This window comes from Streptomyces galbus (assembly GCF_005280195.1).
In the GTDB taxonomy this organism is placed as follows: domain Bacteria; phylum Actinomycetota; class Actinomycetes; order Streptomycetales; family Streptomycetaceae; genus Streptomyces; species Streptomyces galbus.
In genome coordinates, this window is record NZ_SZPR01000008.1 from 706988 (window position 1) to 729940 (window position 22953).

19 protein-coding genes and 1 pseudogene are annotated in these 22953 nt (G+C 72.7%); 4 read left to right on the forward strand and 16 right to left on the reverse strand.

All coding sequences use genetic code 11. The features are described from left to right. Window positions 1–23: 23 nt before the first annotated feature. The 9 genes from E4U92_RS07530 to E4U92_RS35815 form a co-directional block, all read right to left on the reverse strand. A complete protein-coding gene (locus tag E4U92_RS07530; protein ID WP_137299452.1) occupies window positions 24–1061 on the reverse strand; it encodes a TauD/TfdA family dioxygenase in 1038 nt (345 codons plus the stop codon). 6 nt (window positions 1062–1067) lie between these two features. Beyond that, window positions 1068–2186, reverse strand: a complete 1119-nt coding sequence (locus E4U92_RS07535) for an amino acid kinase family protein (protein ID WP_229861942.1) — start codon at window positions 2184–2186, stop codon at window positions 1068–1070. After that, a complete protein-coding gene (locus E4U92_RS07540) occupies window positions 2183–3262 on the reverse strand; it encodes an aspartate-semialdehyde dehydrogenase (protein WP_137299453.1) in 1080 nt (359 codons plus the stop codon). The genes E4U92_RS07535 and E4U92_RS07540 overlap by 4 nt, the downstream gene beginning before the upstream one ends. Next, window positions 3259–4299 (reverse strand): DMT family transporter, encoded by a 1041-nt coding sequence (locus E4U92_RS07545; RefSeq protein ID WP_137299454.1) that lies wholly within the window; start codon window positions 4297–4299, stop codon window positions 3259–3261. The genes E4U92_RS07540 and E4U92_RS07545 overlap by 4 nt, the downstream gene beginning before the upstream one ends. Before the next feature lie 70 nt (window positions 4300–4369). Then, window positions 4370–5395: a transporter substrate-binding domain-containing protein gene (locus E4U92_RS07550; protein ID WP_137299455.1), complete on the reverse strand. Its 1026-nt coding sequence runs from the start codon at window positions 5393–5395 to the stop codon at window positions 4370–4372. Continuing rightward, window positions 5392–6720 carry a methylaspartate mutase gene (locus E4U92_RS07555; RefSeq protein ID WP_137299456.1) on the reverse strand — a complete coding sequence of 443 codons (1329 nt, stop codon included), beginning with the start codon at window positions 6718–6720 and terminating at the stop codon, window positions 5392–5394. The genes E4U92_RS07550 and E4U92_RS07555 overlap by 4 nt, the downstream gene beginning before the upstream one ends. Continuing rightward, window positions 6717–7205, reverse strand: a complete 489-nt coding sequence (locus E4U92_RS07560) for a cobalamin B12-binding domain-containing protein (RefSeq protein WP_241681773.1) — start codon at window positions 7203–7205, stop codon at window positions 6717–6719. Before E4U92_RS07560 ends, E4U92_RS07555 begins: the two co-directional genes overlap by 4 nt. A gap of 166 nt (window positions 7206–7371) precedes the next feature. Beyond that, the gene (locus E4U92_RS07565) at window positions 7372–8280 is read right to left on the reverse strand and encodes a LysR family transcriptional regulator (protein WP_137299458.1); all 909 of its coding nucleotides are present in this window, start codon (window positions 8278–8280) and stop codon (window positions 7372–7374) included. Between the two features lie 74 nt (window positions 8281–8354). Beyond that, on the reverse strand, window positions 8355–8528 hold the full coding sequence (locus tag E4U92_RS35815; protein ID WP_168376072.1) for a hypothetical protein: 174 nt from the start codon (window positions 8526–8528) through the stop codon (window positions 8355–8357). Window positions 8529–8818: 290 nt separating this feature from the next. Between E4U92_RS35815 and E4U92_RS36285 the strand changes: the two genes are divergently transcribed. Then, complete coding sequence (locus E4U92_RS36285; protein WP_179956562.1) at window positions 8819–12148, forward strand: AfsR/SARP family transcriptional regulator; 3330 nt, start codon at window positions 8819–8821, stop codon at window positions 12146–12148. Between the two features lie 129 nt (window positions 12149–12277). Beyond that, window positions 12278–12667: a hypothetical protein gene (locus tag E4U92_RS07575; RefSeq protein WP_137299459.1), complete on the forward strand. Its 390-nt coding sequence runs from the start codon at window positions 12278–12280 to the stop codon at window positions 12665–12667. A gap of 143 nt (window positions 12668–12810) precedes the next feature. Here E4U92_RS07575 and E4U92_RS07580 read toward each other — a convergent pair whose 3' ends face one another. After that, a complete protein-coding gene (locus E4U92_RS07580; protein ID WP_137299460.1) occupies window positions 12811–14139 on the reverse strand; it encodes a class I SAM-dependent RNA methyltransferase in 1329 nt (442 codons plus the stop codon). 186 nt (window positions 14140–14325) lie between these two features. Then, window positions 14326–16374: an APC family permease gene (locus tag E4U92_RS07585; RefSeq protein ID WP_137299461.1), complete on the reverse strand. Its 2049-nt coding sequence runs from the start codon at window positions 16372–16374 to the stop codon at window positions 14326–14328. A 212-nt stretch (window positions 16375–16586) separates the two neighbouring features. Between E4U92_RS07585 and E4U92_RS07590 the strand changes: the two genes are divergently transcribed. After that, on the forward strand, window positions 16587–17255 hold the full coding sequence (locus E4U92_RS07590) for a potassium channel family protein (RefSeq protein WP_137299462.1): 669 nt from the start codon (window positions 16587–16589) through the stop codon (window positions 17253–17255). Further along, the gene (locus E4U92_RS07595) at window positions 17255–17935 is read left to right on the forward strand and encodes a potassium channel family protein (RefSeq protein WP_137299463.1); all 681 of its coding nucleotides are present in this window, start codon (window positions 17255–17257) and stop codon (window positions 17933–17935) included. The genes E4U92_RS07590 and E4U92_RS07595 overlap by 1 nt, the downstream gene beginning before the upstream one ends. Window positions 17936–18058: 123 nt before the next feature. Here E4U92_RS07595 and E4U92_RS07600 read toward each other — a convergent pair whose 3' ends face one another. The 5 genes and pseudogenes from E4U92_RS07600 to E4U92_RS36540 form a co-directional block, all read right to left on the reverse strand. Next, window positions 18059–18805: a DUF3159 domain-containing protein gene (locus tag E4U92_RS07600; RefSeq protein WP_137299464.1), complete on the reverse strand. Its 747-nt coding sequence runs from the start codon at window positions 18803–18805 to the stop codon at window positions 18059–18061. Window positions 18806–18808: 3 nt separating this feature from the next. Next, window positions 18809–19207: an OB-fold nucleic acid binding domain-containing protein gene (locus E4U92_RS07605; protein WP_137299465.1), complete on the reverse strand. Its 399-nt coding sequence runs from the start codon at window positions 19205–19207 to the stop codon at window positions 18809–18811. Window positions 19208–19252: 45 nt separating this feature from the next. Continuing rightward, window positions 19253–19936, reverse strand: a complete 684-nt coding sequence (locus E4U92_RS07610) for a response regulator (RefSeq protein WP_137299466.1) — start codon at window positions 19934–19936, stop codon at window positions 19253–19255. Further along, entirely contained in the window at window positions 19933–22662 is a 2730-nt protein-coding gene (locus E4U92_RS07615) for a sensor histidine kinase (protein ID WP_168725056.1), read from the reverse strand. Before E4U92_RS07615 ends, E4U92_RS07610 begins: the two co-directional genes overlap by 4 nt. Window positions 22663–22781: 119 nt before the next feature. Then, a pseudogene (locus E4U92_RS36540) lies at window positions 22782–22921 on the reverse strand (ABC transporter ATP-binding protein); the annotation flags it as partial. Window positions 22922–22953 lie beyond the last annotated feature (32 nt).

Here is a 22953-nt window from a genome sequence, read left to right on the forward strand (position 1 = left end):
GTCCCCTCCGCGCCGGCCGTGCGTCAGTAGTGCACCCGGCGGTTCTCCGGCGTCACCCGGTAGCGGATGCTCCACAGGCTGCGCCGCACGTAGGTGCGCTGCAGCCAGCGGTCGCGTCCGTCGTAGCGGGCGGTGAAGGAGGTGCGGGCGTGGACCCCCTTGCGGTTGTTGATGAGCAGCGCCTGTCCCGGGCGCAGCCGCACCCCGTGCGCCACCGCCCCGCAGACCTCCTGGAGCTGTTCGAGGGCGGCCTGGGCGCCGCTGGTCAGCGGGCGGACGCCGTTGGCCGAGACGGCGATCTCCGGGTAGTCGTCGCTGCCGCTGATCAGCGGCACCGGCTCGGAGAGCGCGTCCTGGCCGCCCGTCACCCGGCGGGTGTAGCTGCCGGGCGCGTTGAGCCGGAACAGCGGCGAGCGCAGGGTCTGCAGGGTCTCGGGGGCGAGGGCGGCCGAGATGTCCCGGGCGTCGGCGTAGTGCGTCGCGGCCACGCCCTCGTGGTCCGCGCGCAGGCAACTGAGCACCAGGAAGTCGGGGTTGGCGATGTCGTAGCGGCCGATCTCGTCGTGCATGATGTCGCTGTGGAAGTTGAGGAAGACTTCCGAACCCTCGTTGGTCTGGGTCCGCGCGCCGCCCTGGACGGGGATCACGTCGTGGACGAGCTGCCCGGCCTTCTCGGTGCGCACGCCCATCGGCTCGCCGATCAGTCCGCTCAGCCCGAGGAGCACGCCCTCGGCGACGAAGGACCGCTTGTCACGGCTGGGGCCGCCGTCCGCGGGTGTGTCGGGCAGGTGCTCGTCCACCGGCAGGTTCTCGACCAGTGCGACGCCCGCCGTGTCGACGTGCCGGCCGAAGTCGAGGATCTGCTGGAGGGTGTCGGTCGGCAGGCCCGCGAAGATCTGCAGGTAGCGGGTCATCGACCGGTCGATGTCGGGGCCGGGTTCGCCCGCCTCGGCGAGCTGGGCGCCGAGGCGGTCCCGCGCCCGGTCCGGCAGCGTGATCCGGGCGAAGGTCCGCGGCACGGCGGCCGGCGCCGCCTCCGCGTGGTCGGCGAGGATGCTCATCTCTTCTCACACTCCCAGCAGTTGGCGTTCGGATTCGGGGGACGCCTCGGGGAACTCCGCGTCGGCGTCCTGCAGTACGTCGTGCAGGCGCTGCGCGAGGTGCAGCGCCTCGTCCTCGCCCGCGGCGACATGGGTGGCCGCCTTGCTGCCGCGCAGCGCGGTCACCGGGACCCCCGCCACGGCGCCCGGGGTCAGGCCCTTGCGGCGCTGGAACTCGTCCAGGTCGACGAAGCCGCCGATCACCGCGACGAGGGGCCCGGTGGTGAGCCGGACGGTGTCGATGTTGGCGCTGTGGAAGGCGGCGTAGGCCCGGTCGGCGTCCTGGTCGGAGGCGTAGCGCAGGGCCGTGGAGCGCTGGTTGAGGACGACCGCGGCGGCCGAGGCGCCCCGCCTGCCGATCACCGAACCCACCCGGAACGGCGCCCGGTTGAGCCGGCAGACGATCTCCACCTTGCTCTTCTGCGCCAGCCGCACGGACCGGCGGTGCAGCACCTTCGCCCCGTACAGCGACATCATCGCGGCGATGTCGTACGACACCTCCTTCAGCAGCCGGGTGCCGCTGACCAGGTGCGGGTCGGTGCTGTAGATGCCGTCCACGTCCGAGTGGATCTCGCACTGCGGGGCGCCGAGCGCGGCGGCCAGCGCCACCGCGGACAGGTCCGAGCTGTTCTTGCCGAGCCAGGTCGGCCGGCCCTGGGCGTCCGCGGCCTGGCCTCCCGGCACGACCACGACGTCGTGCTCGCGCAGCGCGGTCCGGATCGGCTCCGGGTCGGAGTGCTCCAGGCGCGCCCACATGAACGCCGAGTCGGTGACCAGTCCGAGCTGGTGCCCGGCGAGCACGGTGGCGCTGCGGCCCGCCCGGTGCAGGGCGGTGGCCAGCAGTTGGGCGCCGACGGTGTCCGCGAGGGTGAGCAGGCCGGCCACCGTCTCGTCCTCCGGGTGCGGGTTGACCCGGCTGAGCCGGTCCCGGAACTGCTCGGTCTCGCCCGGCTGCCCGCTGACCACCACGACCAGCTTGCGGCCGTCCTCGTCGACCCGGCGGCCCAGCGCCTCGGCCAGCGTGCCGTACGCGGCCAGGGTGCGGAAGCTGGAGCCGCCGAACTTCAGTACGGAGGGGACAGTCACAACGTGCCCCGTTCCACCAGCTCCTCGGCGATCTGCACGGCGTTGAGGGCGGCGCCGATGCGGAGGTTGTCGGCGACCAGCCAGAGCCAGAACGCGCGCGGGTTGCTCTGGGTGATGCGGACCCGCCCGACGTGCACGAGGTCCGAGCTGCCCACGACGGCCGGCGTCGGGAACGCGGCCGGGTCGTGGGCGTCGTCGACCACGACCTCGGGCAGGGACCCGAGGACCTCGATCAGCTCGGCCCGGTCCACCGGCTCGTGGCACTCGACGTAGACGGCCTCGGAGTGGCAGTTGGCGACCGGGACGCGCACGCAGGTCGTGGTGACGTCCAGGTGCGGCAGGCCGAGTATCTTCCGGGACTCCTGGAGCATCTTCTGCTCCTCCAGGGTGAACCCGGAGTCCAGGAAGCGGTCGATCTTCGGGATCACGTTGAAGGCCAGCGAGGGCCGGAAGTTGCGCGGTTCGAACTCGGCGCCCGCACCCTGCAGGGCGGCCCGGCTGGACTCGTGCAGCTCGTCCATGCCGGAGTAGCCGAGCCCGGAGGCGGCCTGGTAGGTGCTGACCACCGCGTGCCGCACGCCCCAGCGGTCCTCGATACCGCGCAGCAGCCGGACCAGGGGGATGGTGGAGCAGTTGGGGTTGGCGATCACGCCGCTCTTCGGGAGCCGGTCCAGTTCGTGCGCGTTGACCTGGGGTACGACGAGCGGCGAGTCCGGGTCCATGCGGAAGGCGATGGTGTTGTCGATCACGACGGCGCCCGCCGCGGTGGCGACCGGCACCCACTTCTCGCTCACCGAGGTGCCGGCGGAGAAGAAGGCCACATCGGCCTGCGCGAAGTCGAACTCCTCGATGGCCTGGACCTCGTACTCCTCGCCGCCGACGGTGAGCGTGCGGCCCGCGGACCGGGAGGAGGCGACCAGGTGCAGCTCGCGGTAGGGCAGTCCGCGCTGCTCGATCAGCTCGATCAGGGTGGTGCCCACGGCGCCGGTGGCACCGACGATCGCCACCCGGGGCGCGGGGGACGGACCGGGCCCGTCGGCGCGGGCGGAGGCGGCAGTGGCCCTTGCGGTGGTCATCGGGACTCTCCGATCGTGAGCTTCTCGGCGCGGGGGGCGTCGGCCGGCGCGGACCCGGGGAGGCCGGCGGGCGCGGGGACGGTCCGCGGGGCGGCGGAGACCGCCTCGGCCCCGGAGGTGTCCTCGGACCTGGCCGGGCGGCGCGGGAAGCTCCAGCCCAGGTTCACGCCGAGGCTGGCGGCGACGATCAGCGGGATGCCGAGCGCCTGGACGAGGCTGACGCGGTGGCCGTAGACCGCCCAGTCGCAGATCATCGCGACCGCCGGGTAGACGAAGGCGAGGACGGCGATCTTCGGGGTGGGCAGCTTCTGGTACGCGGAGTACATGAGGACGTACATGAGGCAGGTGTGGATCAGTCCGAGGCCCACCAGCCAGCCCCAGTCGGTGCCCGTGTCCTTCATCGCGCCGAAGGAGGCGAAGGGCAGCAGCAGCGGGATGCCGAGCGTCACCTGGACCAGCGCGACCAGGTGCGGCCTGACGCCGGTGACGCGCTTGGTGATGACGGTGGACAGCGCGTAGAAGAGGGCCGCGAGCAGCGCCTGGCCGAGCCCGACCAGGTAGGCCGAGTGGCCGCCGCTGCGGAAGTCGGAGAGCGAGACCCCGGCGGTGAGGACCAGTCCGCCGAAGGCGACGACCAGCCAGCCGAACTTGGCGGGGGTCAGCCTGTCCCGGAACAGCAGCACGCCGAGCAGGGCCACGTAGAACGGCTGGGTGTGGTAGACGACGGTGGCCACCGAGATCGAGGTGTTCTTGTACGACGAGAACAGCAGGACCCAGTTGAAGACGATGAAGACGCCGCCGAGCGCAGCCAGGCCCAGCTTGCGCGGGGTGAAGTTGTGGTCGGTGAAGAAGCCGCGCACCAGGCAGTAGAGGCCCAGTGCGACCGCCCCGAAGACACAGCGGAAGAAGACGACGTTGAACGGGGATGCCCCGGACTCGACGACGAAGATGCCGATGGTGCCCGAGAGCACCATCGCGATCGTCAGTTCCACTGTTCCTTTCAGTTCGGTGCCGTTCGAACGTTGGTCCGTACTCATGGACGGTCCCTCCTCGGAGACTTCGGGGGTGGTCGCGGGGCGGGCCGGCGGGCGGCCGGCCGACCGCCGGTCAGTGCAGGGGAACGGCGTAGTGCAGGCCGCCCCGGGTCCACAGCTCGTTGAGTCCGCGCGGCACGCCGAGCCCGGAGGCGCCGCCCAGATTGCGTTCGTAGCAGTCGGCGTAGGTGCCGACCGCGGCCAGGACGCGGGCCGCCCACTGCTCGTCCAGGCCCACCGCGGGGCCGTGCGGTCCGGCGAGCCGGGCGGCCTCGGCGAGCGCCTCGGCGCGGTGTCCGGAGCCGGCCTCGTCGACCTGGTGCTCGGCGGCCGTGAGCAGTTGCAGCACCCAGCGGCACAGCCGGTACCAGTGCGGGTCGTCGTCACGGACGGCGGCGCCCATCGGCTCCCGGGAGATCGAGGTGTCCAGCACGCGGTGGTTCCACGGGTCCGGCAGCGCGGCCCGCTCCCCGGCCAGTGCGGTGCGGTCCAGCACGTAGGCGGCGCACTCGCCGCTCGCGTACGCGGCCAGGGTCCGGGCGGGCGTGGCGAAGGCGACGGCCTCGACGGGGGCGAGGCCCCTGCGGCCGTACCAGGAGGCCAGGTTGGCGGCGCTGGTGGTGCCGGCCTGCACGGCCAGCCGGGCCCCGGCGAGCTGCGCCGGATCGGCGATCTGGCTGTCCCCGCGGACCAGGAAGCCCTCGCCGTCGTAGCAGGTGACCCCGGCGAACAGAACCGGCCACCCGGCCTCGCGCCCCAGTGTCCAGGTCAGGTTGCACACGGTCAGCTCCGCCTCGCGCGCCACCAGCCGCTCCAGCCGCTCGGCCGGGTCGGAGGCCACCCACTCGACGGCCTCCGCGTCCCCGAGCACCGCGGCCGCCACGGCCCGCGCCACGTCGGCGTCGAGGCCCGTCCACCGCCCGTCCGGCCCGCACAGCGACAGTCCGACGATGCCGCGGCTGACCACGGCCCGCAGGGCGTTGCGGCCGCGGACCTCGTCGAGGGTCGGGAAGCGGGCGGGGGCGGTCTCGGTGGCCGCGGCCACCGGCGAATCGGTTCTGCTGCGGGCCGTGGTGGCGGTTCGGGTCGCCGTACTCATGTCAGGCTCCACTGGCGGACGCGGACGAGTTGTTCACGGTCGAAACGGCGCTCGTTGTAGGCGAGCATGTCGATCAGGCTCTGGGCGGACAGCGGCCGGGCGGACTCGGTGTCCCCGGGTGCCAGGGGCATGGAGCCGGGCCGCGCCCAGCGCAGCAGGCCGTGCGGGTCGACGTAGGCGCGGGAGAGGTTGGCGTTGTCCTGGTGCAGGCAGAACGGCACGTCGAGGTGGCCGCGGGCGAAGGCCCGCACCAGCGCGCCGCCCACGGTCGGGGCCAGGTCGAGGGTGCTGTCGACCAGCATCCGGGCCTCCTCGTACAGGCCCGTGTCGGTCGCCGCCACCGGTTCGGTGTGCTCCGCGGCGACGGCCGCCGCGAACTCCAGCGCGTCGACGTTCTCGGCGACCGTCGGGATGCGGAACGCCTCCGCCGGGGTCTTCACGATCAGCCGCTCGGTGCCGCTCAGCATCGCCAGCCGCGCGCTGTCCTCCAGGATCCGGTAGGAGCCCATCGGGGTGCGCGGGTAGACGCCCATGTACGTGTAGAGGACGACGTGCCAGTCGGTGGCCCCCAGCCGCTCCCCCGCCAGCCGGCGCAGCGCGGCCAGCGCCTCCAGGTCCTGCGCCTGGTTGGTCTGCTGGGCGTAGCTCAGGGAGATGCTGGCGAGTCCGTGCTCCCGGAAGAACAGGGCCTCCAGCACACTGAGCGCCACCAGCAGGCTGGGCGGGCACAACTGCCCGAGCATGCAGCCGCCGAAGCTCTCCAGGTGCATCTGCTCGTCCTGCGCGGCGAGCAGCTCGCAGCAGCGCGCCCACGCGTCGGTGGCCTCGGCCAGCGGCACCCGGCTGTAGGGCAGGCAGTACGAGACCGGGCCGCCCTCGGTGGCGTCGATCCCGGCCTCCACCATCGCCTCGAACAGCGGGTAGGGCAGCGCCGAGCCGTGCCTGACCTGGACCGGGAAGTCCGCTCCGGCCAGCCCCTCCAGCATCCGCCGGGTGGCCCGCGGGCCGTGCGCGACCAGCGGGAACCCGTTGAGCTCGGCGCCGGTCCGCAGCGCCTGACGTGCGGAGTCGTGGTCGTTGACGCGGGTGTAGCTGTCCAGGGTGATGGTGCCGACGGCGGTAGCCCTCGCGCCCCGCACCCCGCTCAACCCCTCCCGCATGACGGGGAGTTCGGCGAAGCCCATGCGCGGCTGCACGACGAGCCGGCCTGCCTCGGCGGCGCCGCGGACGAATGCGGAGAAGCGGCTGCGGCTCGGCCCGGGAGCGGTCGTACGCCCCTCGGCGGCCGTGCGGTCGCGGCGCTCCGGCGTGGTGGCGGCGCTCATGCGGCGGCCCTCAGCCCGGAGAGCGCGGGCACTTCGGTGCCGGTGCCGTCGGCTCCGTCCCCGGCGCCCACGGTGGAGAGCGCCGGCCGGTCGGAGGACTCCACCCCGAAGAGGAATTCCTGGAAATCCTGCAGCCCGGCCTCGGACTCGAACACCGCGTCGAATCCGCCCGTCACGAGTTCCTCGACGAATGCGACGTTCTCCGCCCCCCGGACGCCGAGTTTCCCGCCGATGACCACACGCAGGTCCGCGAGTTCGGCGTCCTGGCGGATCTTCCGGATGAGCCGGATGCCGTCGAGGTGCCCGTGTCCGTTGACCGTACTGATGACCAGGACGTCCGGCCGCTCGTTCCGGCATTCCTCGATGATGAGCTCGTCGGGTACGCAGGCGCCCAGATTCCGCACTACTCCGCCGCGCTCCTCCAGCAGGAGCTGGAGAAACACCAGGTTCCACATGTGCGCGTCGGAGGATACGCTCGACACCACGAACTTCCGACCTTTGCGCACGATATTGCTCGGCACGAATTTCCCCCTCCGAAGCATGACCAGCGGACACCGAAGATCCTGTCCGGGCGTGAGTGAGGGCGTCCAGGGAAGATCCCCCGGAATACGCGATGCGGGGGATCACCCGGTCCGATCCGACAGCGCGTTCTCAGCTCTCGGCCACGGTGGCGTACTCCCCGGCCATGCACTCCATCGTCCGGTCGATGAACAGCCGCATCTCCCGAGTGAGGTGCCGGCCGCGCCGCCAGGCGAGCTGGGTGTAGACCTCGAAGGGCGCGTCCCAGGCCAGCTCGCTGAGCGAGCCCGAGGCGAGGTCGTCGGCCACGGTCATCCGGGGCAGCAGGCTCACGCCCAGTCCTACCGACAGGCCGCGCTTGATGGACTCGATGTTGCCGAACTCCAGGAACGGCACCGGTTCGCCCGTACCGTCGTTGAGTTCGGCCTCGAACAGTTCCCGGTAGGCGCAGCCGGCCTCCGGGGCGAGCACCTGCACCTCGCGCAACTGCTCCAGGGTGACCTTCTCCTCCCCGGCCAGCGGATGGCCGGGCGAGGCCACCAGGACCAGCGGTTCCCGGCCCAGCACCTCGCTCTCCACGCCCGAGTGGCGGGTCTCGGCCTCCATGAGGAAGCCCATGTCGAAGGTGCCCTGGCGCAGCGAGTGCAGGGTCTCGGCGCACAGGCTGGGCCGCAGGACCAGGTGGACCAGCGGGTAGCGGTGCAGGAAGAACTCCAGCACCGGCGGCATGCGGTAGGAGGTGACGCTCTCCATCGTGCCGATGGTGAGGACACCGGAGGGCTCCCCCTCACCGAGCGCGACCCCGCGGGCCTCGCCGGCGAGCGACAGCATCTGCTCGGCGTAGGGCAGCAGCCGCCGGCCGGCCGGGGTGAGCTGGATCTTGCCCGAGAGCCGCTCGAAGAGCTCGACCCCCAGTGAGGTCTCCAGGCTCTTGATCTGCGCCGTCACGCTGGACTGGGCGTATTTGAGCTCGGTGGCGGCACGGGTGAAGCTGAGGAGTGTGGCGACCTTGTGGAAGGTCGTCAACTGACGGATGTCCAAGGGTGACTCCCAGGCTGGTTCGGTGGAGGGTGACCGGCGAGAGTGACTCGTCCGCGTACGGTCCGGCCGCAGCCTCACGGGGTGACGTTCGTCGGCCCCTTGTTGTCCGCGAGGGTGACGGTGTGGGGGGTGCTCCCGCCCGCGGCCGCCGTCGTCTCCCCCGCAACGCCCGCCGCCAGCCCCAGGGACAGGGCCAGGGCCGCGACGAAACCGGTGATCGCCTTGAAGCCGCTCGGCGTGTTCCGCATGGTGTGCTCCCCGTTGAGTCGGTGTGTTCTCGCTCGGCTGCACCGATACTCGAAGGGCCCCTTCCCGAACCGGTCCCCTCCCGTTCCCGCCCCCGATACCGCCGTTCCCTCCGCAGCGGGAACGCAGGGTTCGCGCCGTTCCTGGCGCCCTCCGCGCCCACCCGGTGACACAGGGTGTCGCCCCACAGGACGACCGCCTATGATCTCGCGAACGGCAGGGGTAGCGACAGGGGAAGGCGTGAACCGGTGAAGCGGTGTGATCCACCGCGGCCGCCGGCCAGGGGGGACATGTGGAGAACGAGGAAGGCAAGCTGCTGCGACAACCGGTCCGGTTCAACGTCCTCGGCCCCCTGGAGGGTTGGTCCGGCAGATCCCGGCTCCATCTGGGCGGCGCGGTCCAGGAGCGCGTTCTGGCCACCTTGCTGCTGGAACCGGACAGACTGGTGCCGGTCAGCCGCCTGGTCGAGGCCGTCTGGAGCGAGACGCCCCCGACGACCGCCTCGCACCAGGTCCGCAAGGCCGTCGCGCACCTGCGCCGGCGGGTTCCCGACGGCAACGGACTGATCCTCACCGACGGCCCCGGGTACCGGGTGTCGGTCGAGGGCACCCAGCTCGACCTGCTCGAGTTCACCGCCGGTACGGCCGCCGCGGGCCGCGCCGTCGCCGAGGGCCGCCCCGCCGACGCCGTCGCCGAACTGCGGCGCGCCCTGGCGCTGTGGCGCGGACCGGTGCTCTCCGGCATGGACGGCCCGGTGATCGAGGCCGCCGCGACCACCCTCAACGAGCGCCACCTCGCCGCCGCCGAGCAGCTCGTTGAGCTCCGCCTCGGCCTCGGGGAGGCCGCCGAACTCGTCGCCGACCTGCGCCGGTTGGTCTGCGAGCACCCGCTGCGCGAGACGCTGCGCGGACATCTGATGCTGGCTCTCTACCGCAGCGGCCGCCAGGCCGAGGCGCTGGAGGAGTACGGCAAGGTCCGCGCACTCCTCGCCGAGGAGCTGGGCATCGACCCCGGCCGCCCGCTGACCCGCCTCTACGAGGGCATCCTGCGCGAGGCCCCGGAACTCGCCGCCCCCGAACGCCCCGCGCCCCCCGCCCGGCACTCCGGGCCGCCCCGGCAGCCCGGGCCCGCGCCGGCCCACGCCCTCGCCCCGGTGCCGCCCCCGGGCAGCGGGGCCCCGGAAGCCGCCGTACCCGCGGACGGCCCGGTTCCCGGCGCCGCACCGACGACGGCCGCGGCGGGGGTTTCCCCGCCGGCTGCTCCCGTCACGGCCCCCTCGGCACCCGGGGCGCCGGGCGGCGGGCCCACGGCGGCCACCACCGCCCCGGCCCCCTGCACCCTCCCGTACGACCTGTCCGACTTCACGGGCCGCCGGGAGGACCTCGCCGCACTTCTTGCCTGCATCCACCGCAAGAACGATCCTGCAAACACGTCGACCACGATGGTCGCCATCGACGGCATGGGCGGCAGCGGCAAGACCTCCCTCGCCGTGCGCGCCGCCCGCCAGGTCGCGCACCTCTTCCCCGACGGCCAGCTCCACATCGACCTGCAGGGCTTCACCCCCGGCGGGCGCTCGGTGACCCCGGCCGCCGCCCTCGACACCCTGCTGCGCGCGGTCGGCACGCCCGCCGAACGCATCCCCGACGACGCCGAGGGGCGCGCCGCGCTCTGGCGGTCCGCGCTCGCCGACCGCCGCGTCCTGCTGCTCCTGGACAACGCGCACGACGCCGCGCAGATCCTCCCGCTCCTCCCGCCCGCGCACGGTTGCCTGGTCCTGGTCACCAGCCGGTCCCGGCTGTTCGACCTGGACGGCGCCGAGTGGATCTCCATCGGCCCCATGTCCCACGAGGACGGCGAGCAGCTCCTGACCGAGATGCTCGGCCCGGCCCGGGTCGCGGCCGAGCCGGAGGCGACGGCCGAACTCGTCGAGCTGTGCGGCCGGCTCCCGCTCGCCCTGCGCATCGTCGCCGCCCGGCTGCGCAACCGGCCCCGCTGGACGGTCCGTTACCTCGCCGACCGGCTGCACGACGAGACCCGCCGTCTGGAGGAGCTCAGCGTCGGCGAGCGCAGTGTCGCCGCGTCCCTGCGCCTGTCGTACCAGGCCATGGACGACGAACACCGCACCGCGTTCCGGATGTTGAGCCTGCATCCCGGCTCCGACCTCGACGCCCACTCCGCCGCCGCGCTGTTCGGCCTGGACCCGCACGGCTCCGAGGCGATCCTGGAACGCCTCCTGGACGTCCACCTCCTGCAGCAGCCGGACATGGGGCTCTACCGGTTCCACGATCTGGTGCGGAACTTCGCGCAGAGCCAGCGTGGCCCGGCCACCGAGCGGGACGACACCCAGGCCGTCGAACGCCTCCTGGACTACTACCTCTCCGCCTCCGAGGAGGCCTGCCGGCTCCTCTTCCCCGGCCGCAAGCGCAGTGTCACCGGCATCCCCGAGTTCTCCGGTGAACTGCCGCCGCTGCGGGACCAGGAGTGCGCCGCCCAGTGGTTCGAGCGGGAGCACAGCAGCCTGCTGTTCGCGGTCACCCTGGCCGACCGGCACGGCTTCGACCGGCACACCGTGGGGCTCACCCGGAACATCGTGTTCCAGCTCAACGCGCGTGGACGGTTCGAGGACTTCCGCGACCTCAGCCAGGTCGCGGTGGTCGCCGCCCGCCGCATCGAGGATCTCGCGCTGCTCGGCGTCAGTCTCTCCAACCTCGGTATCGCCTGCTGGAAGCTCGGCCACTTCGACGAGGGCATCGAGGTCGTCACCGAGGGCCGCGACATCGCCCGGCGGCTCGGCGACAAGCAGACCGAGGCGCACAGCGAGTCCACCATCGGCCTGCTGCTGACCGTGCTCGGCCAGTACACCGAGGCCCTGCCCCACCTGCAGCGCGCGATCGCCCTCGACCGCGAACTGGGCATCCGCCGGGCCGAGGCCGAGACGCTGACCATCCTCAGCACCCTGCACGAGCAGCAGGGCCGCTACGAGGAGGCGGCGGCCGCCGCCCGCCAGGCACTGGCGATCCACCGTGACGTCGAGGACCGCAACAACGAGGTCATGGCCCTCACCGACCTGGCCTTCGCGCACGTCGGCCTCGGCCAGTACGAGGACGCCCGCGACTGTCTGGAGCGCGCCCGGGAGCGCTGCGACGACTTCAGCCCGCCCGGTGACTTCGCCCTGGTCCTGGCGCTCTCCGCCGAGGTCGCCCAGTGTCTGGGGCACCTCGCCGAGGCGGAGACCTGCGCGGGCCCCGCCCTCCGCCTCGCCCACGCCGGCGACAGCCCCACCCGCCAGGCCCAGGTCGAGAACCTCATCGGCCGCCTCCACCTGCGCCGCGGCGAGTACGACCAGGCCCTGGCCCTGCACACCCACGCCCACGGACTCGCCACGTCGATCCGCTACCGCGCGGAACAGGCCCGCGCCCTGGCCGGCATGGCCACCGCGGCGGAGGCCCTGGGTGACCCCGCCGCGGCCTCCGCCCACCGCACGGCGGCCATGGACCTGTTCACGTTCATGCAGGCCCCGGCGTGCCGGTACGCGGCACCGCTGGCGGTGGAGACGTCGCAGGTCGTGTCCGCGCAGTCGCGCCCGTCCTCGCGGGTGCGAGGCCGTACACCCGCTCCCTGAGCACACGCTCGCGGGCACCTGACGTACCGGCCGCGGCATCCGGCTCCGGCCGGTCCGGCACGCCGTGAGGGCGGAAACCTGAGCAGCCGTACTCAGGTCCCCGCCGTCGGTCCGGGGGACAGTGAGGGCATGACGACAAGCAGCGTCGCCCGTGGGGTGAAGGGGACGATCGTCGCGGCGGTGGCGGCGTGCGCCTGCTACGGGCTGTGGAAGGCCCTGCGCGGCTGGGCGGAGAACGCCTCCGGGGCCGGGCAGGGGGCCATGGGCGCCGGCTGGCTCGAGAGCGCGGTGGCGGGACTGGTCGGCCTGCTGTCGATGCCGCTGCTGTTGTGGGCGGGCATGCGGGTGCTGGGCGAACGGGGCGTCCACCTGCTCGTGCCGGGAGGCCTGGCGGCGTGGTGGTTCCTCGGCGGCCGGGCGGTCGAGGACGCCCACGGCACCGCGGCCACGGCCCTGCTGCTGGGCCTGTTCGCCGTGTTTGGCGGGTTGCTGTCGCTGGTCAGGACCACGGGCGAGTGACCCGGCTGGGACCGGCCCGTCTTGGCGGCTCCGTGACCGACCAGGCCACCCGTCGCCCGCAGCGTCATGGAGGCCGCCCGGCACAAGTGACGGGCGCGTGCGTGCCCGCGGCCTGCACGCGGGCACGCACGAGGAGCCGTGGGTCAGGAGCCCTTCGCGGCCGGTTCCAGGATCGCGACGCACTCGACGTGATGCGTCATCGGGAACAAGTCGAACGCCCGCAGCGTCCGCACCCGGTACCCGCCCGCGCGGAAGTACGCCAGGTCCCGGGCCAGCGCGGCCGGGTCGCAGGCGACGTACGCGATGCGGCGGGCGCCGAGGGAGGACAGGTGCTCCACGGTCTTGCGGCCCGCGCCCGCGCGGGGCGGGTCGAGGACGACGAGGTCGACCTCGGTGATACCGGTGCGCGGCAGGACCGACTCGACCTTGCCCTGCTCGATGCGCACCCGGGGGAAGTCGGCGAGGTTGTGCCGGGCGTCCTCGACGGCCCGCTTGCCGGACTCGATGCCGAGGACCGCGCCCTGTTCGCCCAGCCGGTCGGCGAGGGCGCCCGCGAAGAGGCCGGCGCCGCAGTACAGGTCGAGGGCCGTCTCGCCCTTGCGGGGCAGCAGGCCCTGCATGACGGCGGTCACCAGGGTGTCCGCGGCCTTCGTGTGCACCTGCCAGAAACCGCCGCTGCCGACCCGGTAGGTCCGCCCGTCCGCCCGTTCGCGGACGAAGGGGCGCCCGTGGACCCGGTGCACGCCGCCGTCCTTCTCGCCGACCCGCATGACCGACACCGGCCGGTCCAGTTCGACGATCGGCAGGCGGGCGCCCGGCTTCGGGGTGAGGATGACCTGACGGTCCTGGGAACCGGTCGCCGCGATCGCCTCGACCGACTCCATGCCGGACCAGTCGCGCTGCTCGACGCCCAGTTCGCTGACGCCCTCGGCCGCGATCAGGCAGCGGTCGATCGGCTCCACCTCGTGCGAGCGGTGCCGGCGCAGCCCGGCGTGGCCGGAGGCGTCGACGGCGTACTGCACGCGCGTGCGCCACTGCGGGACCTGCCCGACGGGCACCTTGTCGCCCTCGGCGGGCATCACCGTGCCGTCCCAGCCGGCCTCCTCGGGGGTCAGCCCCGCGAGCCGCTGGAGCTGCTCGGCGATCACCTCGCCCTTGAGCCGCCGCTGGGCGCCCGGCTTGGCGTGCTGCCAGTCGCAGCCGCCGCAGCGGCCGGGCCCGGCGAAGGGGCAGGGCGGCTCGACCCGGTCCTTGGACGCCTCCAGCACCCGCACCGCGTCCGCGCGCAGGAACCGGGCGCCCTCCTCGCCCTCGGTCACCCGGGCCACCACCCGCTCACCGGGCAGGGCGTGCCGGACGAACAGCACCTGCCCCTCGGACGTACGGGCGATGCAGTGGCCGCCGTGGGCGACGGGGCCGATCTCGACCTCGTACTCCTCCCCCACCAGCGACGTCTTCGGTTCTGCCTGCATGGTGGGGTGACTCCAGATGACGAAAGGGGGCGGGTGGGGCTGGACGAGGGTCGCTCGGGGCGGAGGGGGACGGGGAAGGCGGCACGCCCTGCGCGGGGGCCGCCGACCGTCGACCACGACCGCCGACAACAGCCCACCAGTCTACGTGGCCGCGCCCCCTGCCCCGTGCCCCCCGCCCGGGCCGCCTCACTCCCGCCCGCTGTGCTCCTTGGCGCGCTCCGTCGCCGGGCCGCGCCGCACCGAACCCGGGGCGCTCCACTCCTGCCGCTTGCGGGCCCGCTGCTTGGCGGCCTCCGAGGACTGGAGCTGGTACGGCACCGACGTCACCATCACGCCGGGCGTGAACAGCAGCCGGCCCTTCAGGCGCAGCGCGCTCTGGTTGTGCAGCAGGTGCTCGTACCAGTGGCCGACCACGTACTCCGGGATGATCACCGACACCGCGTCGCGCGGCGACTCCCGGCGCAGGCTCTTGACGTACTCGATCACCGGCCGGGTGACCTCGCGGTACGGGGAGTCCAGCACCTTCAGCGGTACGTCGATGCCGCGCCGCTCCCACTCCTCGCGCAGCGCCTTCGTCTCGGCCGGGTCCACGTTGACGGTGAGCGCCTCCAGCGTGTCCGAGCGCATCAGCTTGGCGTAGGCGAGCGCGCGCAGCGTCGGCCGGTGGATCTTGGAGATCAGCAGTACGGAGTGGACCCGGGAGGGACGCACGCTGTCGTCGCTGGGGCCCTCGGGCGCGGCGATCTCGGCCGCGACCCGGTCGTAGTGCCGGCGGATCGCGGTCATCGTGGCGTAGAAGATCATCATGCCGAGCAGGGCGACCCAGGCGCCGTGCGTGAACTTGGTCGCGAGGACGACGACCAGGACCAGGCCGGTGAAGAAGGCGCCGAAGGCGTTGATCGCGCGGGAGCGGATCATGTGGCGGCGCTTGGCGGGGTCGGTCTCGGTGGCCAGGTGGCGGTTCCAGTGCCGGACCATGCCGGTCTGGCTGAGCGTGAAGGACACGAACACGCCGACGATGTAGAGCTGGATCAGCCGGGTGGAGTCGGCGCCGTAGATCCACACCAGGAAGGTGGCGGCGCCGGCCAGCAGCACGATGCCGTTGGAGAAGGCGAGGCGGTCGCCGCGGGTGTGGAGCTGGCGGGGCAGGTAGCGGTCCTGGGCGAGGATCGAGCCGAGCACCGGGAAGCCGTTGTACGCGGTGTTCGCGGCGAGGAACAGCACCAGCGCGGTGGCCGCCGCGAGCACGATGAACAGGAAGCTGCCCTTGCCGAAGACGGCCTCGGCGACCTGCGTGATCACCGGGTTCTGGACGTAGCCGGACCCGACCGGGGTCCCGTTCCGCAGCAGGTCCGTCGCCGGGTTCTCGGCCATCCGCACGTCCGTGACCAGGGCGAGCACGATGATGCCGCAGAACATGGTGACGGCGAGCAGGCCCATCATGGCGAGCGTGGTCGCCGCGTTCCTCGACTTGGGCTTGCGGAAGGCCGGGACGCCGTTGGAGATGGCCTCCACACCGGTGAGCGCGGCACAGCCGGAGGAGAAGGCCCGCAGCAGCAGGAACACCAGCGCGAACCCGGCCAGCCCCTGGTGCTCGGCCTCGATGTGGAACTGCGCGGTCGGCGCCCGCATGGTGTCCCCGAGCACCAGCCCCCGGAACGCGCCCCACACGATCATGATGAAGACGCCCGAGACGAAGACGTACGTCGGGATCGCGAAGAGCTTGCCGGACTCCCGCACGCCGCGCAGGTTCATCAGCGTCAGCAGCACGATCACGGCGACGGCGCACGCGGTCTTGTGCTCGACGACGAACGGGATCGCCGAGCCGAGGTTCTCGATGCCCGAGGCGATCGAGACGGCGACCGTGAGGACGTAGTCGACGAGCAGTGCGCTCGCCACCGTCAGGCCGGCCCGGGGACCGAGGTTGGTCGTCGCCACCTCGTAGTCGCCGCCGCCGCTGGGGTAGGCGTGCACGTTCTGCCGGTAGGAGGCGACCACGGTGAACATCAGCACGACCACCGCGACGGCGATCCAGGGGCTGAAGTGGTACGCCGACACGCCCGCGATGGACAGGACCAGCAGCACCTCCCCGGGCGCGTACGCCACGGAGGACAGCGGGTCGGAAGCGAAGACGGGGAGGGCGATGCGCTTCGGCAGGAGGGTCTCACCCAGCCGGTCACTGCGCAGTGCGCGCCCGATCAGGATCCGTTTGGGCACGTCGGTCAGTTTGGACACAACAGAGGATCGTAAGCCTTCGAACTGGAGGCCGCCCACCGGCCACCCCCATAACCTGCGCCCGCGTGCGGGCGAGGACCGCCCGGACGGTCCCGGACCCCGGGTAACCCTCCACGGGGGTGCCCACGCGCACCGCACGTGTGTAGCTTTGTCGCCGGTCTGAGACCCTGGTCAAAGCCACGTCAACAACCTTTGACACCGGAAGGACGGTCGTGCACATCGTCATCATGGGCTGCGGCAGAGTGGGTTCCGCTCTCGCCCAGACCCTGGAGCAACAGGGGCACACGGTCGCCGTGATCGACCAGGACCCCACCGCCTTCCGGCGCCTCGGCTCCTCGTTCGGCGGCCGCAGGGTCACCGGGGTCGGCTTCGACCAGGACACCCTGCGCGAGGCCGGCATCGAGGAGGCCGGGGCCTTCGCCGCCGTGTCCAGCGGCGACAACTCCAACATCATCGCCGCCCGGGTGGCCCGCGAGATGTTCGGCATCGAGAACGTCGCCGCGCGCATCTACGACCCCCGGCGCGCCGAGGTCTACCAGCGCCTGGGCATCCCGACAGTGGCCACGGTCCGCTGGACCGCCGACCAGATGCTGCGCCGGCTGCTGCCGTCCGGGGCCGAGCCGCTGTGGAGGGACCCGACGGGCGGAGTCCAGCTCGCCGAGGTGCACACCTCGCCGGCCTGGGTCGGCCACAAGATCAGCAGGCTCCAGGAGGAGACGGGCGTGCGCGTGGCGTTCCTCACCCGCCTCGGGGAAGCGATCCTGCCCACCTCGCAGACGGTGTTGCAGGAGGGGGACCTGGTGCACGTGATGATGCGGACCGACGAGGTCGCGAAGGTCGAGGCGGCGTTCGCCAAGGGTCCCGAGGAAGGCGGTCAGTGATGAGGGTCGCCATCGCCGGAGCCGGCGCCGTGGGCCGATCGATCGCGGGCGAGCTGCTGGAGAACGGCCACGAGGTCCTGCTGGTCGACAAGGCGCCGACGGCCATCTCGGTCGAGCGCGTCCCGCAGGCGGAGTGGCTGCTCGCCGACGCCTGCGAGATCACCTCCCTCGACGAGGCCGCGCTCCAGCGCTGCAACGTCGTGATCGCCGCCACGGGCGACGACAAGGTCAACCTCGTCGTCTCGCTCCTGGCCAAGACGGAGTACGGCGTCCCGCGCGTCGTCGCCCGCGTGAACAACCCGAAGAACGAGTGGCTCTTCAACGAGTCCTGGGGCGTGGACGTCGCCGTGTCGACCCCCCGCCTGATGTCCGCCCTGGTCGAGGAGGCGGTGAGCGTCGGCGACCTGGTCCGCCTGCTCCGCTTCAGCCACGGCGACGCCAACCTGGTCGAGCTGACCCTGCCCGAGGAGTCGGCCCTGGCCGGCACGCAGGTTGGTGACGTGGAGTGGCCCGAGGACACGTCCCTGGTCACCATCATCCGCGGCACGCGTGTGCTGACCCCGTCCCGCGAGGACTCCCTGGAGCCGGGCGACGAACTCCTCTTCGTCGCGGCCCAGGCCCGCGAGGAACAACTGGAGGACCTGCTGTCGGTGCGCCGGGAGGACACGCCGGAGGCATGACACGACGAGAAGGGCGCCCCGCGAGTCGCGGGGCGCCCTTTGCGTGCTCGGCCTCACGCCCCACCGAGTCGGGTGGTGGGTGGGCACAGGCCGGGGGGCTGGGGGCGGAGCCCCCGGCAAGGCTCAGCCGTCCCGACGGTGCCGGCCACCGGCGGGGGACGCCTGCTCGCCCTCCTCGGCCCGCGCGGCGTTCTCCGCCGCCTCCATCTCCGCGAACACGTCGATCGGCGCGGGCGCCTTCGCCAGGAACACCCACGTCAGCCACACCGCCAGCAGGAACGGCGGGATCTTCAGCGCCACCAGCACCCAGCCCAGTTGCGTGGTGTCCGCCCACCAGTACAGCGGGAAGAGGACCGCGCACTTGGCCAGCAGGATCAGTCCCCAGGCCCAGCTCGCCTTGGCGTACGCCTTCTTGCGCCCGGGGTTGCGCTTGCGCCAGGAGAGGTTCTCCTTGAACACCGGCCCGAGGATCAGCCCGATCAACGGCACCCCGGCCAGCGTGGTGACGATGTACGCGAGCGCCAGCCCCAGCGTGTAGAGCATGCCCGGCAGGTAGAAGTCCTTCGCGTTGCCGGTGAACATGGCGAACACCACACCGAAGACGACCCCGAAGACCCCGCTGAACGCGTGCTTGACGGTGTCCTTCATCGCGAGCCGCACGACCACCAGCACCAGCGACACGGCCAGGGCGGCGATCGCCGACCAGTGCAGGTCCTTGTTGATCGTGAAGATGGTGACGAAGAGGAGGCCGGGCAGCACCGTCTCGACCATGCCCCGCACGCCGCCGAACGCCTCGAACAGCGCGGCCTCCGTCACCGCCCGGGCGTCGTCCGCGGATGTGTTGTCGGTCGGCTTGTCGAGCGACGTCACCGGCTACTCCCTACCGAGGGGTCTCAGTTCGTACTTCGGGTTGAACAGCACCCGGCGGCCCCGGCTCATCGAGATCCGGCCCGATGCGAGCAGCTTGCGCCCCGGCTCTATGCCGACTATCGAACGCCTGCCCAGCCACACCACGTCCAACGCGGCGGAGCCGTCGAACAGCTCGGCCTCCAGGGCCGGGACTCCGGCGCGCGGCCGCAGGGTGACCGTGCGCAAGGTACCAGTAACCGTCACTATCTGGCGGTCCTGGCAGTCCCCGATACGGGTGCAACCGGCCGTCGCGGCATCCTCCCGCAGCTCCTCGGACTCCAGGTCCTCCTGCGACGAGGAGAGCCGGTCTAGCATGCGCCGGAACCGGCCCACCGGCTTTTCGGAACGAGGAACAGCACTCATATCTGAAGCGTACCGGGGGCGGCCGACCCGCCCGTAGCCCCGGTGCTACCGCTCGAACCGGTACCCCATCCCCGGCTCGGTGATGAAGTGCTTCGGGTGCGACGGATCGGCCTCCAGCTTCCTGCGCAGCTGGGCCATGTAGACCCGCAGGTAGTTGGTCTCCGTCCCGTACGACGGTCCCCACACCTCCTGCAGGAGCTGCCGCTGGCCGACCAGCCGGCCGGTGTTGCGCACCAGCACCTCCAGCAGGTGCCACTCGGTCGGTGTGAGCCGGACGTCCCGCCCGCCCCGGTTGACCTTCTTGGCGGCCAGGTCGACGGTGAACTCGGCCGTCTCCACCAGCACGTCCTCCTCCTCGCCCCCGGCCGGCTCGGCACGCCGCACGGCGGCCCGCAGCCGGGCCAGCAGCTCGTCCATCCCGAAGGGCTTGGTGACGTAGTCGTCGGCGCCCGCGTCCAGCGCCTCGACCTTCTCGTCGGAGGAGTGCCGCGCGGACAGCACCAGGATCGGCACCCGGGTCCAGCCGCGCAGTCCCTTGATCACCTCCACGCCGTCCATGTCGGGCAGTCCCAGGTCCAGGACGACCACGTCCGGGTGACGGGCGGCCGCGAGCCGCAGGGCGGTGGCGCCGTCGTGGGCGGCGTCGACCTCGTACTTGCGGGCCTTGAGATTGATCACGAGGGCGCGCACGATCTGCGGCTCGTCGTCGATCACGAGCACCCGGGTCATGAAGCCTGCCTTTCCGAAGGAGCCGGGGTCCGCCCGGACGCATGACGCCGCTCCGGACGGTCGGAGGGACCGGCGCGACCGGCACGGTCGGGTGCGTGGGACCCGCCCGCTCCCTGGGGGCCGCCCGACCCCTGGGGCCCGCCGGGGGGGTGGGGCCCGCCGGGGGCGAAGGGGCCGGTCGGGTCGTCCGCCCGGTCGGCGGGAACCTCCGGCTCCGCACCACTCTCCGCCCCGCCCGCCGCGCGCAGGGTCAGCACCATGGTGAGTCCTCCGCCGGGCGTGTCCTCCGCCCTGAGCGTGCCCCCCATCGCCTCGGCGAAGCCGCGGGCCACCGCGAGGCCGAGCCCGACCCCGGCCCCGCGCGGGGCGTCGCCGTAGCGCTGGAACGGCTCGAATATCCGCTCCTTGGCCTCGTCCGGCACCCCGGGCCCCCGGTCGACGATCCGCACCTCCACCCGGTCGGCGAGGGCACTGGCGGCGACCAGGACGGGCCGGCCGGGCGGGCTGTACTTCACGGCGTTCTCCACCAGGTTGGCCACCGACCGCTCCAGCAGCCCGGCGTCCACCGCGACCATGGGCAGCGTCTCCGGGATGTCCAGTTCCACGCTGTCCTCGGCCACCCCGCCGAGCGCCATCGGCACCACCTCGTCCAGGTCGATCTCCCGGACCAGCGCGGTGACCGTGCCGGTCTGGAGCCGGGACATGTCCAGCAGGTTGCCCACGAGGTGGTCGAGCCGGTCCGCGCCCGCCTCGATGCCCTCCAGCAGCTCCGCCTGGTCCTCCTCGGACCAGGCCACGTCGTCCGAGCGCAGGCTCGACACGGCCGCCTTGATGCCCGCCAGCGGGGTGCGCAGGTCGTGGCTGACGGCCGCGAGCAGCGCCGTGCGGATCCGGTTGCCCTCGGCCAGCGCCCGCGCCCGGTGGGCCTCCTCCCGCAGCCGCCGCCGGTCCAGCACGACCGCGGCCTGCGCGGCGAACGCGGCCAGCACCCGGCGGTCCTCCGCGGGCAGCACCCGCCCGGTCAGCGCCAGCGCCATGTGGTCCCCGACCGGCACGTCGACGTCCGCGTCCTCGGGCCGCTCGACCGGGCCCCCGACCCCCGCGCGCCCCGCGCAGGTCCACGGCGCCAGGTCGTCGGCGCGCTCCAGCAGCGCCGCCGACTCCATCCCGAACGTCTCCCGCACCCGCTCCAGCAACGCCTCCAGGCTGGTCTCACCGCGCAGCACGTTGCCCGCGAGGTAGGACAGGATCTCCGACTCGGCCCGCAGCCGCGCCGCCTGGTGCGTACGCCGGGCCGCGAGGTCCACCACGGACGCCACGGACACCCCCACCCCGACGAAGATCGTTATGGCGACGATGTTCTTGGGGTCGGCGACCGTCCAGCGGTGCAGCGGGGGTGTGTAGAAGTAGTTCAGCAGCAGACAGCCGAGCGCCGCGGAGGTCAGCGCGGGCAGCAGCCCGCCGAGCAGCGCCGCCGCCACGGTCACCGTCAGGAACAGCAGCATGTCGTTGGCGAGCCCGAGGTCCACGGCGTTCAGCCCGAACGCCAGGGCCACCGGCCCGCCCAGACCGATCAGCCAGCCCCACACCACGCGCGCCCGCCCGAGCCGCGCCCCGCGCGCCACCGGCAGCCCGCGCCCCCTGGCCACCTCGTCGTGGGTGACGATGTGCACGTCCAGGTCGGGTCCCGAGTCCCGCGCCACCGTGGTGCCGACGCCGGGCCCGAAGACGTACTGCCAGGTCTTGCGGCGCGAGGAGCCGAGCACGATCTGCGTGGCGTTCACCCCGCGGGCGAAGTCCAGCAGCGCGGCCGGGACGTCGTCGCCCACCACGTGGTGGAAGCTGCCGCCCAGGTCCTCGACCAGGGTGCGCTGCACGGCGAGTTCCTTCGGCGAGGCGGACGTCAGGCCGTCGCTGCTGGCGACGTACACGGCCAGGACCTCGCCGCCGGCCCCCTTCTCCGCCAGCCGCACCGCCCGCCGGATCAGCGTGCGCCCCTCGGGGCCCCCGGTCAGCCCGACGACGATCCGCTCGCGCGACCCCCAGATCTTCGAGACCCGGTGCTCGCTGCGGTAGCGCTGGAGGTACTCGTCGACCCGGTCGGCCACCCACAGCAGCGCGAGCTCCCGCAGCGCGGTGAGGTTGCCGGGCCGGAAGTAGTTCGACAGCGCGGCGTCGACCTTGTCCGGCTGGTAGACGTTCCCGTGCGCCATCCGCCGCCGCAGGGCCTCGGGCGACATGTCGACCAGCTCGATCTGGTCGGCGCGGCGCACCACCTCGTCGGGCACGGTCTCCTGCTGCCGTACGCCCGTGATCGACTCGACGACGTCACCCAGGGACTCCAGGTGCTGGATGTTCACGGTGGAGACCACGTCGATCCCCGCTGCCAGCAGCTCCTCGACGTCCTGCCACCGCTTGGCGTTGCGGGAGCCGGGGACGTTCGTGTGGGCCAGTTCGTCCACCAGGGCCACCCGGGGGCGGCGCGCCAGCACCGCGTCCACGTCCATCTCGGTGAAGGCCGTGTCCCGGTACGCCAGCTCCCGGCGGGGCACCTGCTCCAGACCGCTCAGCATCACCTCGGTGCGCGGCCGGCCGTGGTGCTCGACGAAGGCCACCACGCAGTCCGTGCCCCGCTCCACCCGGCGGTGCGCCTCCGACAGCATGGCGTACGTCTTGCCGACGCCCGGTGCCGCACCGAGGTAGATCCGAAGCTTGCCGCGTGCCATGGCCCCATTGTCTTCCCGTGCTTCCCGCCCACGCAGCGTCGACCTTACGGCCACGGACCCCGGCGGACGGGACACGGGCCGTCCTCGCGGGGCGGCCTTGACGCAACTCTGACGCCCCGGCGCTCCTCGCGCTCGCGCGGGTCGGCCGGCGCATCCGCAGCGGCACGCCCATGTTCTCCGCAGCCGACAGGATCGGAACCAGCCCGACGGACTGGAAGACGAAGCCGACGCGGTCGCGGCGCGGGGCGAGCAGGCCGTCCCCTCCGGACTTATGGACGTGCTCGATGCGCA

What these genes read in the sequence shown, in the direction of transcription:
- E4U92_RS07530 (WP_137299452.1), bottom strand. Translation starts at nt 1,061, where the DNA reads ATGAGCATCCTCGCCGACCACGCGGAGGCGGCGCCGGCCGCCGTGCCG.
- E4U92_RS07540 (WP_137299453.1), bottom strand. Translation starts at nt 3,262, where the DNA reads ATGACCACCGCAAGGGCCACTGCCGCCTCCGCCCGCGCCGACGGGCCC.
- E4U92_RS07550 (WP_137299455.1), bottom strand. Translation starts at nt 5,395, where the DNA reads ATGAGTACGGCGACCCGAACCGCCACCACGGCCCGCAGCAGAACCGAT.
- E4U92_RS07605 (WP_137299465.1), bottom strand. Translation starts at nt 19,207, where the DNA reads ATGAGTGCTGTTCCTCGTTCCGAAAAGCCGGTGGGCCGGTTCCGGCGC.
- E4U92_RS07555 (WP_137299456.1), bottom strand. Translation starts at nt 6,720, where the DNA reads ATGAGCGCCGCCACCACGCCGGAGCGCCGCGACCGCACGGCCGCCGAG.
- E4U92_RS07595 (WP_137299463.1), top strand. Translation starts at nt 17,255, where the DNA reads ATGAGGGTCGCCATCGCCGGAGCCGGCGCCGTGGGCCGATCGATCGCG.
- E4U92_RS07615 (WP_168725056.1), bottom strand. Translation starts at nt 22,662, where the DNA reads ATGGCACGCGGCAAGCTTCGGATCTACCTCGGTGCGGCACCGGGCGTC.
- E4U92_RS07610 (WP_137299466.1), bottom strand. Translation starts at nt 19,936, where the DNA reads ATGACCCGGGTGCTCGTGATCGACGACGAGCCGCAGATCGTGCGCGCC.
- E4U92_RS35815 (WP_168376072.1), bottom strand. Translation starts at nt 8,528, where the DNA reads ATGCGGAACACGCCGAGCGGCTTCAAGGCGATCACCGGTTTCGTCGCG.
- E4U92_RS07545 (WP_137299454.1), bottom strand. Translation starts at nt 4,299, where the DNA reads ATGAGTACGGACCAACGTTCGAACGGCACCGAACTGAAAGGAACAGTG.
- E4U92_RS07580 (WP_137299460.1), bottom strand. Translation starts at nt 14,139, where the DNA reads ATGCAGGCAGAACCGAAGACGTCGCTGGTGGGGGAGGAGTACGAGGTC.
- E4U92_RS07575 (WP_137299459.1), top strand. Translation starts at nt 12,278, where the DNA reads ATGACGACAAGCAGCGTCGCCCGTGGGGTGAAGGGGACGATCGTCGCG.